Here is a 16,421-nt window from a genome sequence, read left to right on the forward strand (position 1 = left end):
TTAGCCTGCTGTGCAGCCGCCATCTACATAGATGATTTGGCCGTTGATGAAGTTAGATGCAGGTGCAGATAGGAATAGAACCAGACCAATCATGTCGCTTGTTTCTGCTACTCGTCCCATCGGTAAACGCGCTAGGAATGGCGCTATACGCTTTGGATCTTCACAGATTTCTTGCGTTAGCGGCGACTTAACCAACGTCGGTGCAATTGCATTGACGTTAATCGTGAAGCCTTCCTTCGCGCCTTTTAGCGACCATTCAGTAGAAAGCTGTTTAGTGAGGCTATCTACCGCAGCTTTTGATGCTGAGTAAGCTGTGTAGCCATCAGGGTGACCACAAAAGCCGCGAACTGAAGAAGTGTTCACAATCTTGCCGTGGCCTTGTTTCATGAAGTATTGACCGAAGATTTGGCAAGGAACCAAAGTACCTGTCACGTTAACATTCATTACTTGGTTGAACTTGTCTGTCGGCATCTCTTCAGCGGGAGCGCGGAAAGCCATACCTGCATTGTTCACTAAAATATCAATACGACCAAAGCGTGTATCGATTTCATCGACTAGCTCTTGCACCTTTTGTGGGTCAGTCACATCAGAGGTAATCGCATGACACTCGCCACCGATTTCACGTACTGATGCAACCGTCTCTTCTAAAGTTTGCATGTTGCGAGCTGTTACCACGACCTTAGCGCCATGTAGAGCAAACGCTTGAGCGTAAGCCGCACCTAGTGTTCCGTTACCACCGGTAATTACAGCTACCTTGTCTTTTAGGTCGAAAATGTTTTGAGCAAAGTCATTGCTCCATGTTGAGGTCATCGCCATAGCGTAATCCTTAAAATTTCACGTATTTTTTATTCTTTGATTCAATCAGATAGGGTGATTAACTAGTTGATACAGTTACTAATACTGTCGATGTCTGATTTGTTTTGTTAACAACCTTACGGCCTTCATTTGGCAGGATGGCAATCGAGTCTCCCGCTGTCAGTGTGTACTCTTGTGCGTTGGCATCAATCACTGTGATTTCACCGCTTACGACGAAGTAAGTTTTCTCAAACTCAGCGCCAAACGTGCCCTCTTCGTACTGCATTTCTGCACCACCATTTGGTAAGAAATGAGAAAGGCCTTGCCAAAATTTCGTAACCCCACTCTCTTCAGTGCCTTGTAGCTTCAGCGCGACCATGCCGTGGTGAGCAGGTGGGTTATACGGGTTAACATCGGTCAGATTAATTTGTTTCATTGTTATGCTCCGAACGTGATTACGTTTTCTGGAATGATTAATTCTGTAGCTGTCTTTTGAATGACTTCTTCAATGCTGCTGTGCGGCGCCACTTCTTTGAGCATCAGCCCCTCTGGTACCACTTCAATCACCGCGAGTTCGGTAATGATTAAGTTCACTTGGCCTTTTGCCGTCAGCGGTAGAGTACATTTGTTAAGAATCTTGCTTTCACCATGCTTGTTGCAGTGTTCCATCATGATGATCACGCGTTTAGCGCCACTCACCAAGTCCATTGCGCCGCCCATGCCCGCAACAAGTTTTTTAGGAATCATGTAGTTAGCAAGGTTGCCGTAGCGGTCAACTTCCATCGCGCCAAGGACAGTCGCATCAACATGACCACCTCGAATCAATGAGAAAGACAAACTTGAGTCAAAGTAAGCTGCACCCTCAATCGCTGTTTTTGGTGAGCCTCCTGCATCGGTCAGTTCCCAATCTTCATCACCGTCTGCTGGCGAACCTGCAATGCCGACCATTCCGTTTTCTGACTGAAAGACAACGTGTTTATCTGGGTCAACAAAACCTGCAACTAGGGTTGGCATACCGATACCAAGGTTCACTAGGTCCCCTTTATTTAGCTCTTGAGCAACACGCTGTGCGACAAGATTCCTCATCTGCTTCTTATCCATGTCAACTACTCCACGATGTAATCAATCAATACAGAAGGGGTGGTAAAGGCATCTACTGGGTACACGCCTGCATCAACCACTTCATCCGGCTCAACCAACACCATTTCGGCAGCTGTTGCCATTACAGGGTTAAAGTTCTTAGTGGTCTTGTTGTAGAAGGTGTTGCCGAACACATCACAAGTCGACGCTTTAAGCAGAGACACATCGGCTTTACGTGGAAGCTCAAGCAAGAACTCTTCGTCGTTAATTTCAATCACGCGTTTGCCTTCTTGAACCAACGTGCCCACTCCGGTTTTGGTCAGTACACCACCAAGGCCGGCACCTGCAGCGCGAATCTGCTCAACCAGTGTGCCTTGTGGAACCAGTTCAACCTCCATCTCACCGCTGTTCATCTTGTCACCAGCAGCACGATTCAAACCAATATGTGAAGCCACCAGCTTGCTCACTTGACCCGATTCAATCAGCTTGCCAACACCTTTGCCCGGTAGACCAGCATCGTTACAGATGATTGTTAGGTTTTTCACGCCGCTTTCAACGATGGCATCAATAACCTTTTCTGGTGAACCAATTGTCATAAAACCACCTACCATCAAGGTCATGCCGTCTTCGATTTTGGCGACTGCTTGCTGAGGTGATAGGACTGTTTTCAGTAACATTGTCTTATCTCACTTTCGTCTCTATGGACGACTTTCGTTTCGTTGAGGGCAAGATTACGCCGATGGATGTTGCATCAGAATGGCACTGACGAAAGGAAACGTTGCACTCATGCAAAGTAAATTAGTAGTGAGATCAATTTTTCGAAGGTTTTGTGAAGGAAATCTTAAAAATGGATAGCTTTATTGCATCGATGCAACGATGAGTTGAATAAACGGGAAATTAAGAGAAATAAAAAACTAAACCGTGACTCAAGTCACTTGAATAGTTTATCGGTGAATTTCAGCACCAAGAAATAAGCACCGCTAATGACTCAGTGTTTAGTTATTAATAATTAGCGATAATTAACAAAGGTGACAACAACTCGGAAAATCCGAAGGGATTTTCAATTATAAGCTGCTTTTTAGTAATTAGTTAGCAAGTTAATTTGAATAGGAAATCACACAACAATAATTAAAAAGTATGAATAAGAAGAACGTTCCTTACCTCTACGCTGCACTCTGGGCCTTGCTATTAAGTGTCTATGGAGGCGCTCGATTTGCTAATGCTGAGACTCAGCCTTGCATCGATGCATTTCAGCATGAATACCATGAGCAAGTAGCCGTTACGCTCGCAGAATTCGACGAAACCTCTCCTGATCACTACACCGTTGACAATGTACTGTTCCAAGGTAACGACGGCAGCTACCACAGAAAAGATGGTATGACTTGCGTTATCACTAACGGTCACGCGGAACTGGACTAAGATAAGGATGGCACTTGTGGCACTATCGAAAGAATTCAATAAAGTAAATTCTATCCTGACTTCCTTGATCGATATCGTGAAGGTTCATGGGGTCGAACTGAATAACGAATCACTTTACTACATTAGTAAGAAGTTTAAGGAAAAAGTGAACCCTTGTAGTCGTAAAGTTCATTATTACCTGACTTTATACAGTGATGCTGGTGACATGTTGATCACGAAAATCGTACACGGCAGTCATTCGCTCGATGTTGGTTTTAAAGATGTTTACGGTAATAGTTTTGGTAATGCTTCTATTACTCATGAAGGCGAAATTAAGAACTATCGTATTTAATTCCACTTTTACTTAAATTCGCAAAAAGGGAGCCTTGTACGGCTCCCTTTCTATTTTAACTTGTCTATTTGTTATCTAACTAAGCAGTTTGTATACGCTGGAATAAGCTGTCTTTTAGCACTGAACGATCATGCTTAAGCTGATGCATCGCTTCATCGTCTATCGGTGAGTTGCTGAGCTCTAGATTACGGATCTCTTCATCAAGCTCGTTGTAAGTTTTAGTGTCTTTTGCAAACGCCTCATCCGCTTGTATCAGTTGATTGATTGTTTCTTCTTGTTGAGGAAACTCGTTTAGTAGAGAGTGATTTTCGCCTAACATAATTCTTACCTTCCTGTTTTTGTGAACGCCGGAATGAGTTAATGGTGTATTACATAATGCTAACCCATTGAACATTCTACCGTTTCGTTGGGTTAAATTTAGCGCTCAGCTTCACAAACCTCAATGCAGTAAAACAACAAATGACTTTTTAGATTTCGTTAATAATTCAACGAAAAAAAAAGGCTTTCATTAAGAAAGCCTTTGGGGGAGTTATCTTTACAGTGTAAATAACTAATCAGCCAACCACAGAAATAGACTGCGCGTTAGACTGTCGATCAAACTCTACCAGTACTTGAGTGTCCTTATTTTCGAAAACCACATCATCAAAATCAGTTCTTGCTATCTTGAATCCGTTCTGTACGAAAATGTTGGTCACCTTGGTACGGTTTTTTGTTTCCATAGCTGAGTAAAACAACGTATTTAATTTTCTTTCCATAGTAATTAAGCCCTAACGTTATTAGTGTTTTGATCTGTTTATATATTAGGCGATATGCCGTGTTATTTTTGTCAAACTTTAATGAATTTTTGGCTACTTTGTCATCACCCAGTCAGGTTAGAAAAGCCAACAATATAAAATTTAACAATGTATCACTGAGTTAAAGGATACGCATACAGTTACACAAAAAAGGCAGATATGTTCGAACAACATATCGGCCTTAATAAACATAGCTCAACTAACTTATTGTTGCTGTTGCTGCATTTTTTCTTTTGCTTCTTCTACTTTAGAAAAATCTAAGCCTAGCTCTTCAACCGCTTCTTTGATGAGAGCCGGGTTTTGCATTACTTGCCCCATTAGAGCTTGCAGTTTGTCTTGTGGAAGACCAAGTTGGCTAATCGTCGCCATCGCTGCTAGTGGGTTTTGTGTCAACGCTTGAAACACCTCTTTGATTTGTTCGTCGCTGATGTTGTTCTCTTTTAGAAGGGCAATAATTGGGTTCATTACATTACCTTTATTGGGCGTTTGGCCCGTTCAATGTGAAACATGTGATGAAGTCTATCACTTCAATGTTTTTGGACAACTGAAAGTGATCGCCACTTAAAAAACTCAACTTATCTTTCCTTACATTTCATCCATTGATTGCGATCAACTAAACACACAAACTAACCGTCTCGAAATCCGATAATTCCTGCCCTATTAAATAGAATCAGAACAATATGAAACCAAAAGGATTTACACTCATAGAGTTAATCGTCGTCACCATAGTGCTTGGCATCTTAGCCATCACTGCACTGCCGCGATTTATGAATTTCACAGATAATGCGCGTATTTCATCACTGGAATCTTTAAGAGGAATGGCAAGGGAAGTGATGAATAATGTGGAAGCAATACAAAACATCGAGAGCAGAGTTATCTATAAAGATGACGGGCAAACGCCGGAGTTTGTTCGATATACAGATAGTATGGATTTCTTGCTAACTGAAGTGAGTGGCAACTACCGCTTAGAGGTGGGGGAGATCTGTCGCGCTATTGGTTTAATCGATGAAAGGTTAGGCCAAGCAAATGGTGACAAGGATAGAGACTCTCGTGATGGACGATATAAATGCAAGTATCAAAACAGTGACAACCTTTATATCATCGACCTACAAAATAAAGATTATTGCTTAGAGTTTAAGAAGTCCAATACTGGCACCATCTACAATGATGCGAGTGCTCAAAATAAATGTGGGCAATAATCTCCTACAGCTGACTCTTAATTGTCATTACTCTATGCCTCAAAATGTATACTTGAGGCATGTTTACTTCCTCATTCCGCTCGCTTGCAACTGGACGCACCATGACAGCTACAAAACAACTACTCGCTTCAGACTACGATAAAACCTTTTTCTATAAAGCTAACCCACAAGCACTGCCAGAAAACCTGGCAGCGGTAGAACAATGGCAGAAAGCAGGGAACCTGTTTGCGATCAGTACGGGTCGAGACGCTGCGAGCATGCTCTATGAACAAACGCACAAGGGTGTCCAATTTGATTACCTTGTTGCTTTGAATGGTTCATTCATCATTGATGGCAACAAAGAGGTGATATTCAAGCAAGCTCTCCCTCACTCAATTGCCCAATCACTCGTCTCGGATATTCGTGAAGAATTTAATGACGAGCTTATTGTTTCAAACGGCTTCAATGGGTGTAACTTCACCAATCGACAGCTAAGCCAAAGTGACCCTGCTGCTGCTGAGATTTTCCACAGAAACTCGCAAATCTATACCCGTACTATCGAGCAAGCGCTGGAGCATGAAGTGTATCTCGTTGGCTGCTTAGCAGAGGATCAAGACAAGGCACAGGCAATCAGAACACGCATTCTTGAAAAACACGAAGACGATGTCGAGGTGTTCATTAACCTCAACTACATTAACATCGTGCCGAAAGGTATTTCCAAGGCAAGTGGTATCGAGTTCATCATGAAACACGCTCAATTAGAGCATACGCAAGTCTCAGTCATTGGCGATGACTTCAATGACATTCCTATGATTCAAGCCTTCCGCGGGTTTGCTGTACCTAACGCGACACCTGCTCTCGTTGAGTATGCCGAAGGCACCGTCGAAACAGTGGCTGAGTTGATTCATAGCCTCAGCAAGTAAGCCTCCCCCGTTAGTCCCTGATTCTTATTCTCACGTAAGATCTTGCGCTAATCTTAATAAGAGCGAATCAGGGAGCACCAGCAATGAACACTTTCAAACACATTACTTTATCTGTGCTGCTGGCTTCGGTCCCCAGTCTAGCGGCTCAGAGATCAGCGACAGAATGGTATCAACAAGGCATTGAAGCCAAATATCGCATCAAAGACGCTGTTGCTATTGAGAGCTTTGAACAGGCTGCAAACCTTGGACACACTGAATCTCAATACGAGCTTGCTATGTTGCTGCTCAACCAAGAACTCATTCAAGGTAAAAGTCATGACGAGAGTATCTCGTGGCTCACTCAAGCGGCAAAGAATAATCACTCAAAGGCGCAATATGAGCTCGCAATGTTCTACATGGACGAATACGAAAATCCAAATTCCGAACAACTCGTCAATAAGTGGATGACTGAAGCGGCGAGCAATAACCACCAAGACGCAGTTGCTTGGGTGGCTAAAACTAAACCCTCCAACTAGTGTTCATAGCTCAAAGCACGTTTCATCAATCTTTCTTTTGCGCATAACGCAACGCAAAGATACACAGACCCATCATGACAAACGGGATAGCTGCTGCGACGTATTCTGTCCAGATAAAACCCATAAACGCTTTGGTTAGGATGACGTGACCAATGACTAACAGCAGTGCGCACACGATGGCGACTACAATCAACTTAATTTCATTATTCTTTTGCTTGTCCATTCGCTTCCTCCAATGAGTTAATAACGTCATTAAATCATGGAGAGAACAAACTGTTAGCGTACAGTTTTACCTATAACCATCCGAACAGTTACCCCACCTTAAGAACGATGCTCTGATAGTGCTTTTCCTAACTGTGTTAATGCAGACTGTCTTTGCTCTGTCATTGAATAGGAGAAGTTGAGTCGAATCCCTTTGATTGCAGAGTGCGATTGATGTGCAACAAACAGCTCATTCGTTGCTATCGGCCATTGAGCCTCTTTCATCTTATCTTTGATAGCATGTATATCCACACTTTCAGGGAGATAGAGCCACACAAAGTAACCCCCTTGTGGTTGGCTCAGTTCAACATCGTCAGGCAGAACATTGAGCATCCAGTTTCGAAACTCTTCATAACGGCTAACAAACTCTCGGCGTAATTTTCTCAGATGATTATCGTAGCTCTCGTAAGTCAGGTAATGCGCAACACCGGCTTGAATTGGCGCACTGGTCGAGAGTGTTGAAAGCAGCTGGCTTTTCTGAACTTGTTCATTAAATCTTTGATTAACTAGCCAACCGACGCGATAGCCTGGGCATAAGCTCTTTGAGAATGAGCTACAGAGCAAGACTCGATCTTCGCGATCAAACGCTTTAAGAGGCTTTTGTGGCTGCTCATCGTCGTATTGCAGTTCACCGTACACATCGTCTTCCACAATGAAAAAGTCATGCTGGTTCGCAAGCTCAACAATCGCCCGCTTCTTTTCATCGCTCAAACTTAACCCTGTTGGGTTCTGAAATGAAGACATTAACCAGCACGCTTTAATGTCATGAGAGTCAAGTCGCTCCTTAAGGCGTTCAATACTTAAACCACCACCCTTTTCGATTGGTACTTCAATAGGAATGAGACCCAGCTTTTCAACCGCTTGCAGAGCACCATAAAACACGGGAGATTCAATAATCACCTTGTCTCCAGGGTTTGTGACGGCTTGCAAACTCAAGTTCAGTGCCTCCATAGCACCAGAGGTGATCACGATATCTTGAGAACTGATGTGGAGTCCTCTTTTGGCATAACGCTGAGCGATGAGTCGACGCAGTGTCGGATTTCCTGGAGGCAAGTGTGGCTCGCTTTGGGAGGTCACCATTTTACGGGTTGCGTTAGCTAAGCTTTTCGCCAAATCTGCCATCGGAAACAAATCAGGATCAGGGAAAGCCGAACTGAATGGTTGTGCTGATTCAGAACTGCTAGTTTTAAGAAACTGGAATAGTTGATCATCAAAAAGAGCGCGCTGCTCTGCTTTTTGTTGGTGACTTTTATCTACAAGATGAAGGTTCGCTACGTAATAACCGGATTGCGGCTTTGCAGTGATCCAGCCTTGTGCTTCTAGCAGCTGATAGGCTTGAAGGATCGTACTATTGCTTGCTTCAAAGCTCTTGCAGCTCACACGGATTGAAGGGATTTTCTCGCCGACTCTCCATACTCCTTGCTCTATTTGGCTAATTATCTGTTGTGCAATTTGCTGATAACGAGTCATCACGTATCCCATCTAGTCTGATGGATACAACATATACCATTGAAATGGTTAATCAACCCAGCGATGAAACCACAACGAAAAAGCCACTCTCTTCATATTCGAAGAGAGTTGCTTTAATCTTTATAACCCGTGGTGCTTATTACGCCATTTCTGCAACGGCTTCAGGAGCTGGGTTACGGATTAGGTAATCAAAGGCACCTAAGCTTGCTTTCGCGCCTTCACCCATCGCAATGATGATTTGCTTGTAAGGAACCGTTGTTACGTCACCCGCTGCGAACACACCGTTCATTGATGTTGCACCGTGCGCATCGATTTCAATCTCACCGCGTGGTGATAGCTCAACCTTGGTGCCTTTCAGCCATTCGCTGTTTGGCATTAGACCGATTTGAACAAAGATACCTGCTAATTCAATTTGCTTTAGCTCATCGGTGTTACGGTCTTTGTACTCTAGACCTGTCACACGGTTACCATCGCCAAGCACTTGTGTTGTTTGTGCCATTTTGATGATCTCGATGTTTGGTGTTGCGTTGGCTTTGTCGATAAGCACTTGGTCAGCGCGAAGCGTGTCAGCAAACTCTAGAACCGTTACGTGCTCTACAATACCTGCAAGGTCGATTGCTGCCTCGATACCTGAGTTACCACCACCGATTACAGCCGTTTTCTTGCCTTTGAACAGTGGGCCATCACAGTGTGGGCAGTACGCTACACCTTTGTTGCGGTACTCTTGCTCGCCTGGGACGTTCATTTCACGCCAGCGTGCACCGGTACTTGTGATAACCGTGCGAGCTTTTAGTACTGCGCCGCTCTCTAGCTCAACGTGGATGTAACCATCTTCCGTCTCTTCTGCATCGATAATGTTGGCAGCGCGTTGCTCTGTCATCACCTCGACACCATACTCTTTTACGTGCTCTTCTAGGCTTGCCACCAGCTTAGGTCCCGTTGTCGCTTTCACTGAGATGAAGTTCTCAATCGCCATCGTATCCATTACCTGACCACCAAATCGGTCTGCAACCACACCAGTGCGAATACCTTTACGAGCTGCGTAAATTGCTGCTGAAGAACCTGCAGGGCCACCACCAACAACCAGAACATCAAATGGTGCTTGCTCGTTTAGGCTTGCCGCTTTCTTCTCTGCAGCGCCTGAGTCCACCTTGTTTAGGATTTCAGCCAGAGACATACGACCTTGGCCGAATAGCTCACCATTAATGAATACGCTTGGTACCGCCATGATGTCGCGAGACTTCACTTCGTCTTGGAACGCTGCGCCATCAATCATGGTTGTTTTGATTAGCGGGTTGATTGCCGACATCATGTTGAATGCCTGAACCACCTCTGGACAGTTCTGACACGATAGTGAGATAAAGATTTCAACGTTTAGCTCACTGTCTAGTTCTTTGATTTGCTCGATTACGTCCGCTTCAAGCTTGATTGGGTGACCACCGCTATGAAGCAGAGCCAACACTAGAGATGTAAACTCGTGACCCATTGGCAGACCAGCAAAGCCGATTGCAGTGCCTTTTTCTTGATTCACTACCTGCATGATTGGCTTACGCGCACTTGCATTGTCATCACGCGTCACCTCAATTTTTCCTGTTAGAGACGCGATGTCATTGGCTAGAGCTTCAAGCTTTGTTGCTGTCTCACTGCTATCAAGACTCAGTACAAGCTGTACATTTGTTTTTAGGTTTTCTAGGTATGCTTTAAGCTGCTGCTTCATTGCTTGGTCTAACATAATCGAGCCTTCCGAATTTCTTTAAAATCTGTTTTGTGATGCGCTTTCCTGCGCTGTTGAGGTTATATTGCCTCGATACCGTAAATTGGTAAATTCGAACGTTTCTATCGTTTTAGTAGGCAAAACCTATCATTAAATATTTAGTGCTCCTCTTGTTTAAAATGTCACCAAATGGCAATTCTTCATCATGCTCAATCCCTATTATGACGCCATCAGCTGAGTGAGCTGACGACCAAATTAGAGGCATAAATGATGAAAAAGCTAATTGTTAACGCGAATGTTTTTAACGGCACTGACGACAAACTGATCAAGGATGTATCTGTACTGGTTGAAGATAACCTAATCACGAAAATTGGTGATATAGCCCCATCAACGGCAGACGAAATTATCGATGCGCAAGGTGGTACGGTGATGCCAGGTCTGATTGATGCTCACGTACATATCACCCTATCAGCGGGTTTTAACGTCTTGGACGCAATGACTCGTGAAGAGATGGCAATTCGCTCAGCTAAGATTTCTCAAGAGATGTTGATGCGCGGCTTTACCACTTGTCGTGATGTAGGCGGTAACACATTAGGTCTGAAAAATGCTATCGACAGCGGCTATGCGACAGGCCCACGAATCTTGCCATCACAAGCAGCGATTTCTCAAACATGTGGTCACTCTGACTACCGTCAAAACCAAGCGCAAGAGCGTCTAGCAAACGGTCATGAAGACTCACCTCTAATGAAATCTGGAACGTTTAAAGTGGCAGATGGTCGTGCAGAAGTGATGAAAGCGGTGCGTGAGCAGTTATTTAAAGGCGCTTCTCAAATTAAGATTATGGCCGGTGGAGGTGCTTCATCAACCTTCGACCCACTAGACACACTGCAATTTACTCTTGATGAGATGAAGGCAGCGGTTGAAGCCGCTGAGGATTACGGTACTTACGTCGCAGCGCACATTCATACTATTCCTGCAATGAAACGCGCAGCAGAAGCGGGGGTGAAATGTTTTGAGCACGCAACCATTATGGATGACGAAGTCGCGCAGATCATCAAAGAGAAAGATATTTGGGTGGTTCCTTCTTACTTCACGTCTTCATTGATTGCAGAGCGCAAGATCCCACTACCAAACGAAGAGACGTACAAAAAGACCGAGCGTGTGGGTAAAGCGATGTTTAAATCGGCTGAGCTTATTAAGAAGTACGGCATTGAGAATCTAGCCTACGGCACAGACTGTGTAGGCACAGCCAATGTTCATGAAACTCAAATGCAAGAGCTAGGTGCGATTGAGCAAACATTCGATACTATCACTGCACTTCGCATGGCAACGTCAAACTGTGGTCGTCTATTTGAAATGTCGACATACCAGCACCCTTACCAAGCAGGTAAGCTAGGTCAAATCGTTGAAGGTGCATACGCTGACCTACTGATCATCGATGGTAACCCGCTAGACGGCGTGGATTGTGTAATGAGTGATGAAGCGAAGAAAGTCATCATGAAAGACGGTGTGGTGTACAAAAATACGCTGTAAACCAAACTGCATTAGTACAACTAAACAATGAAATCAGGCCAGTGCTCGTTAAACAAGCACTGGCCTTTTTGTTTATTTTTACTGTCTTGCTTTTATTTTTTCTCGTCATCAAGCCATTGATGAGTGAGTTTAAGTGTTTCTTTATCGAAGTCTAACTCTGCCTGAACACCGATTGGCGTTACTAACATTGGATGTGTATGACAGCTGTCAAAGCCATATAAAATAGGCACCTCTTTTCCGTTGATCACTTCAACAAGGACATCCAAAGGTGAACGGCCGGTTCCTTTATCATCAAACAGCTCATGCTTTCCGAGGATGATAGCGCTGATTCTATCAAACACACCACACGCGAATAGGTGAGCAAATGATCGCTCTACCGATTCAATCCCTTTTAAAGAATCTTCAATCAGCAAGATATCGCCCTGCTCAATCTCTGGCATGTAGGGACTGCCCCAGATACCAGCTATGGTATTGAGGTTGCCCCCTATGATTCGACCGGTATAACACCCGCTGCCAATAAACTGCCATTGATTGTCATAGACTGGTTTAGCCTCGCTTTGCGTTTCCCAATCATGCTTAACATCGGTCCACACCGCTGGCATCGAGTAACTGTACGACTGTTGAGGTTTGCTGAGGAGATCAATAAAGGAGCGATAAGTCTCATCAACCAAAGGTGGGAACTCACCAAATGAAGCGACTAAAGCAGGGCCATAGAACGTGATAATTCCTGTTTGCTGATAGATACCAAGTAACAAAGCGGTTACGTCTGAGTAGCCAATGATGATTTTAGGGTCTCGCTTGAACGCCTGATAATCGATGTACGGCAATAGTGCGTTGCTATTGCTGCCGCCAATCGTAGACATAATGCACCGAACGCTTGGATCGCGAATCAATTGATTGAGCTCTTCGGCTCTTGCCTGAATGGAGCCCGAACGATAGCTGTCTGACTTTCCGGTTAGCGAACCATCGACGAGTTCAAACCCTTTTGACTCAAGGAACGTTTTCGCTCGTGCAAAGCGTTTAGGCGCAAACACCGTCGCTGGAGAGGATGGCGAGAAGAAGCCAATTTTGTCCCCTGCTTTCAATAACTTTGGAAAAATCATGCCGAATACTCCTTAGATCGATACCGCATAGTCCTGACAACATGACGGTTATAACAAAGCAGTTGCATAAATGCTATTTTTTATAAAAATCAATACGATATAAAAGAACCAACACGTAAAAAAGCCACAATGCAAGCATTGTGGCCTTCGATATAGGGTGCACACCCCGAGCCTTAGGAGGGGGCTGGGGCATGCTGAACGAACTGATTAGTTGTCGCTAAATTAGATCTTACCAACTAGGTCTAAAGAAGGCGCTAGAGTCTCTTCGCCTTCTTTCCATTTCGCAGGGCAAACTTCACCTGGGTTAGCCGCTACATACTGAGCTGCTTTCACTTTGCGCATTAGGTCTTCAGCGTCACGGCCGATGCCTTCAGCTGTAATTTCCATCGCTTGAATAACGCCCTCTGGGTCCACTAGGAACGTTGCACGATCTGCTAGGCCTTGACCTTCACGCATTACACCGAAGTTGTTTGTGATTGTGCCTGTTTGGTCACCAACCATATAGTAGTTGATCTTGCCGATTGTATCAGAGCTGTCGTGCCACGCTTTGTGAGTAAAGTGAGTATCTGTTGATACTGAATACACTTCTACGCCACGCTCTTGAAGTTCTGCGTAATGGTCCGCTAGATCACCAAGCTCTGTTGGACATACGAAAGTAAAGTCTGCTGGGTAAAAGAAGAAAACCGCCCACTTACCTTTTACGTCTTGCTCTGTGATTTCTACAAAGTCACCGTTTTTGAATGCTGTTGCGCTAAATGGTTTGATTTCAGTGTTGATCATGATTTTACTCTCTTGATATCTCTAATTTATTTTTTGTTAACGCTGTCCTGCGTCGATGGAGATATATTGAATCGAGAGCTCAAGGATTTGAAATCGAACTTCCCTATTACACTAATAGAAAACTCCTATCGATAGCATTATCCTCATAAAAACATGAACTTACACAACAAAACCACATAATAAACATGGTTTCTAAACTATTTCTAAACCACTCTTTGCTGAGTTAATGCTAAGTTAAATCTATAGCTTTAAATTTAATCTTATATTAACAAAATCTCATTCGCAGTTAGGAGGCGAATATGCACGGTGATCAATCTAATACAGGCGGAAAGTGCCCTGTTATGCACGGTGGTAATACAACACTGGGTGGGAAAGCAACAAAAAATGTCGACTGGTGGCCAAACCAATTGAACCTTAAAATTCTTCATCAAAATGATACCAAGTCCAACCCTCTTGGTGATGATTTTAACTACGCTGAAGCCTTTAAAGCCGTTGACCTAAAGGCGCTTAAAGCAGATTTAGAAGCATTAATGACGGATTCTCAAGATTGGTGGCCTGCGGACTACGGTCACTACGGTCCATTTATGATTCGTATGGCATGGCACGCAGCTGGTACTTACCGTACTTCTGATGGTCGCGGGGGCGGTAACACAGGTAACCAACGTTTTGCGCCTCTAAACAGCTGGCCAGATAACGGCAACCTAGACAAAGCGCGTCGCCTGCTTTGGCCGGTGAAAAAGAAATACGGTAACAGCGTTTCTTGGGCTGACCTATTCATTTTAGCGGGTAACGTAGCAATTGAATCGATGGGTCTACCAACGTTTGGTTTTGCCGGTGGTCGTGCTGATATTTGGGAACCAGAAGAAGACATCTACTGGGGCGCAGAAAGCGAGTGGCTAGGTGACGAGCGTTACTCTGGCGAGCGTGATCTTGAAAAACCTCTAGCAGCGGTACAAATGGGCCTTATCTATGTAAACCCAGAAGGTCCTAACGGCAACCCAAGCATCCTAGCTTCTGGTCGTGATATTCGCGACACCTTTGCTCGCATGGGTATGAATGATGAAGAAACCGTTGCACTGGTTGCGGGCGGTCACACCTTTGGTAAAACACACGGCGCAGGCTCTGAAGAAGAGATGGGCCCAGAGCCAGAAGCAGCACCACTAGAAGAGATGGGCTTTGGCTGGAAGAACAGCTTTGGCACAGGTAAAGGTGATGACACAACGACCTCGGGTATCGAAGGCGCCTGGACTCCAAACCCTATTCAGTGGGACAACGGCTACTTCGATATGCTGTTTGGCTACGACTGGGATCTCGTGAAGAGCCCTGCAGGTGCATGGCAGTGGGAGCCTGTTGGTGTTGATGAAAACCACATGGCACCAAAGGCACATGATGCTGACACGAAAGTGAAAACTATCATGACAACGGCTGATATGGCGATGCGTATGGACCCAATCTATGGCCCTATTTCAAAGCGCTTCCATGAAAACCCAGCTGAATTTGCTGATGCATTCGCTCGCGCATGGTTCAAACTGACTCACCGTGATATGGGCCCTAAAGCTCGCTACGTTGGTGAAGAAGTACCGGCAGAAGATCTAATCTGGCAAGATCCACTACCAAAAGCGGAATTTGCGCCACTTTCTGACGCTGATACTGCTGACCTTAAACAAGCGATCCTAGCTTCTGGCCTAACGGTTTCAGAACTGGTTTACACTGCATGGTCTAGCGCATCTACATTCCGTGGCTCCGACTTCCGTGGCGGTGCAAACGGTGCTCGTATTCAGCTTGCTCCACAACAAGGCTGGGAAGCGAACCAACCTGAGCAACTAACAAAAGTACTGGCTAAGTTTGAAGAGATTAAAGCAAGCTTTAACATCTCAATGGCTGACCTAATCGTACTTGCAGGTAACGTTGCAATAGAAAAAGCCGCTCAAGATGGAGGCTTTGATGTTGAAGTCCCATTCACTGCAGGTCGTGTTGACGCAACTGACGCTGAAACTGACGCTGAATCATTCGCGGTACTAGAACCAGAAGCAGACGGCTTCCGTAACTTTGCTAAGAAACTGTTTACGGTTCCTGCTGAAGAAATGCTGCTAGATAAAGCGCAACTTCTAGGGCTAACAGCGCCAGAAATGACTGTGCTAGTTGGTGGCCTTCGCGTACTAGGTGCAAACCACGGTAACACCGCACACGGTGTGTTCACTGATAAAGTGGGTGTACTGAGCAATGACTTCTTCACAAACCTAGTGGATATGTCTACTGAGTGGAAGCCAGTTTGCCCGAACAAGAGCGCTTACCTTGGTACTGACCGTGCAACAGGTGAGAAGAAGTGGACAGCAACCCGTGTTGACCTAGTATTTGGTTCTAACTCTCAACTGCGTGCGCTTGCTGAGGTGTATGCCTGTGATGATGCAAAAGAGAAGTTCGTTGCAGACTTCATCGCGGCATGGAACAAGGTAATGAACGCAGATCGCTTTGATCTTAAGTAATCCATCCACTTAAACGATAACCAAAGGGCAGCGTGTAAA

The 16,421-nt window shown here is 44.7% G+C and carries 19 protein-coding genes; 7 read left to right on the plus strand and 12 right to left on the minus strand.

The genetic code is table 11. The annotated features are described in order from the left end of the window. The 4 genes from DPF91_RS01845 to DPF91_RS01860 are packed head-to-tail and all read right to left on the minus strand — an operon-like array spanning position 1 to position 2,552. On the minus strand, positions 1–816 hold the full coding sequence (locus tag DPF91_RS01845) for an SDR family NAD(P)-dependent oxidoreductase (protein WP_117232730.1): 816 nt from the start codon (positions 814–816) through the stop codon (positions 1–3). A 58-nt stretch (positions 817–874) separates the two neighbouring features. Next, on the minus strand, positions 875–1,231 hold the full coding sequence (locus DPF91_RS01850) for a cupin domain-containing protein (RefSeq protein ID WP_117232731.1): 357 nt from the start codon (positions 1,229–1,231) through the stop codon (positions 875–877). Between the two features lie 2 nt (positions 1,232–1,233). Next, the gene (locus DPF91_RS01855; protein WP_117232732.1) at positions 1,234–1,896 is read right to left on the minus strand and encodes a 3-oxoacid CoA-transferase subunit B; all 663 of its coding nucleotides are present in this window, start codon (positions 1,894–1,896) and stop codon (positions 1,234–1,236) included. Between the two features lie 5 nt (positions 1,897–1,901). Next, positions 1,902–2,552: a CoA transferase subunit A gene (locus DPF91_RS01860; RefSeq protein WP_117232733.1), complete on the minus strand. Its 651-nt coding sequence runs from the start codon at positions 2,550–2,552 to the stop codon at positions 1,902–1,904. A 460-nt stretch (positions 2,553–3,012) separates the two neighbouring features. Between DPF91_RS01860 and DPF91_RS01865 the strand changes: the two genes are divergently transcribed. Together DPF91_RS01865 and DPF91_RS01870 are read left to right on the plus strand one after the other, a co-directional pair. Beyond that, positions 3,013–3,294 carry a hypothetical protein gene (locus DPF91_RS01865; RefSeq protein WP_117232734.1) on the plus strand — a complete coding sequence of 94 codons (282 nt, stop codon included), beginning with the start codon at positions 3,013–3,015 and terminating at the stop codon, positions 3,292–3,294. Between the two features lie 16 nt (positions 3,295–3,310). Continuing rightward, positions 3,311–3,625, plus strand: a complete 315-nt coding sequence (locus tag DPF91_RS01870; protein WP_117233185.1) for a hypothetical protein — start codon at positions 3,311–3,313, stop codon at positions 3,623–3,625. Positions 3,626–3,704: 79 nt separating this feature from the next. Here the strand turns inward: DPF91_RS01870 and DPF91_RS01875 are convergent, their stop codons facing one another. The 3 genes from DPF91_RS01875 to DPF91_RS01885 form a co-directional block, all read right to left on the minus strand. Next, positions 3,705–3,944: an HP1242/YdcH family protein gene (locus DPF91_RS01875; protein ID WP_117232735.1), complete on the minus strand. Its 240-nt coding sequence runs from the start codon at positions 3,942–3,944 to the stop codon at positions 3,705–3,707. A 235-nt stretch (positions 3,945–4,179) separates the two neighbouring features. Continuing rightward, entirely contained in the window at positions 4,180–4,380 is a 201-nt protein-coding gene (locus tag DPF91_RS22210; RefSeq protein WP_117232736.1) for a hypothetical protein, read from the minus strand. A gap of 243 nt (positions 4,381–4,623) precedes the next feature. Beyond that, on the minus strand, positions 4,624–4,884 hold the full coding sequence (locus tag DPF91_RS01885) for a DUF2999 family protein (RefSeq protein ID WP_117232737.1): 261 nt from the start codon (positions 4,882–4,884) through the stop codon (positions 4,624–4,626). Positions 4,885–5,099: 215 nt separating this feature from the next. On the opposite strand from DPF91_RS01885, the gene DPF91_RS22310 reads away from it, so the two are divergent. The 3 genes from DPF91_RS22310 (at position 5,100) to DPF91_RS01900 (ending at position 7,035) form a co-directional block, all read left to right on the plus strand. After that, on the plus strand, positions 5,100–5,618 hold the full coding sequence (locus DPF91_RS22310; RefSeq protein ID WP_117232738.1) for a type II secretion system protein: 519 nt from the start codon (positions 5,100–5,102) through the stop codon (positions 5,616–5,618). 101 nt (positions 5,619–5,719) lie between these two features. Continuing rightward, positions 5,720–6,520, plus strand: coding sequence for an HAD-IIB family hydrolase (locus tag DPF91_RS01895; protein ID WP_164683989.1), 801 nt, complete (start codon positions 5,720–5,722; stop codon positions 6,518–6,520). Between the two features lie 83 nt (positions 6,521–6,603). Further along, positions 6,604–7,035, plus strand: coding sequence for a tetratricopeptide repeat protein (locus tag DPF91_RS01900; protein WP_117232740.1), 432 nt, complete (start codon positions 6,604–6,606; stop codon positions 7,033–7,035). 25 nt (positions 7,036–7,060) lie between these two features. Here the strand turns inward: DPF91_RS01900 and DPF91_RS01905 are convergent, their stop codons facing one another. The 3 genes from DPF91_RS01905 to ahpF all read right to left on the minus strand — a co-directional run bounded on the left by DPF91_RS01905 (position 7,061) and on the right by ahpF (position 10,498). After that, positions 7,061–7,258 carry a hypothetical protein gene (locus DPF91_RS01905; RefSeq protein WP_117232741.1) on the minus strand — a complete coding sequence of 66 codons (198 nt, stop codon included), beginning with the start codon at positions 7,256–7,258 and terminating at the stop codon, positions 7,061–7,063. 98 nt (positions 7,259–7,356) lie between these two features. Then, on the minus strand, positions 7,357–8,766 hold the full coding sequence (locus DPF91_RS01910; RefSeq protein WP_117232742.1) for an aminotransferase-like domain-containing protein: 1,410 nt from the start codon (positions 8,764–8,766) through the stop codon (positions 7,357–7,359). A gap of 139 nt (positions 8,767–8,905) precedes the next feature. Beyond that, positions 8,906–10,498: an alkyl hydroperoxide reductase subunit F gene (ahpF, locus tag DPF91_RS01915; RefSeq protein ID WP_117232743.1), complete on the minus strand. Its 1,593-nt coding sequence runs from the start codon at positions 10,496–10,498 to the stop codon at positions 8,906–8,908. 252 nt (positions 10,499–10,750) lie between these two features. Between ahpF and DPF91_RS01920 the strand changes: the two genes are divergently transcribed. Beyond that, positions 10,751–12,013, plus strand: a complete 1,263-nt coding sequence (locus tag DPF91_RS01920; RefSeq protein ID WP_117233186.1) for a metal-dependent hydrolase family protein — start codon at positions 10,751–10,753, stop codon at positions 12,011–12,013. Between the two features lie 92 nt (positions 12,014–12,105). Here the strand turns inward: DPF91_RS01920 and DPF91_RS01925 are convergent, their stop codons facing one another. Together DPF91_RS01925 and ahpC are read right to left on the minus strand one after the other, a co-directional pair. Next, complete coding sequence (locus DPF91_RS01925) at positions 12,106–13,116, minus strand: S66 family peptidase (protein WP_117232744.1); 1,011 nt, start codon at positions 13,114–13,116, stop codon at positions 12,106–12,108. Between the two features lie 222 nt (positions 13,117–13,338). After that, complete coding sequence (gene ahpC / locus DPF91_RS01930) at positions 13,339–13,896, minus strand: alkyl hydroperoxide reductase subunit C (protein WP_117232745.1); 558 nt, start codon at positions 13,894–13,896, stop codon at positions 13,339–13,341. A gap of 299 nt (positions 13,897–14,195) precedes the next feature. Here ahpC and katG point away from each other — a divergent pair, with 299 nt between their 5' ends. Then, the gene (gene katG / locus DPF91_RS01935) at positions 14,196–16,382 is read left to right on the plus strand and encodes a catalase/peroxidase HPI (protein ID WP_117232746.1); all 2,187 of its coding nucleotides are present in this window, start codon (positions 14,196–14,198) and stop codon (positions 16,380–16,382) included. Positions 16,383–16,421 lie beyond the last annotated feature (39 nt).

This window comes from Vibrio maerlii, assembly GCF_003415655.1.
GTDB lineage: Bacteria > Pseudomonadota > Gammaproteobacteria > Enterobacterales > Vibrionaceae > Vibrio > Vibrio maerlii.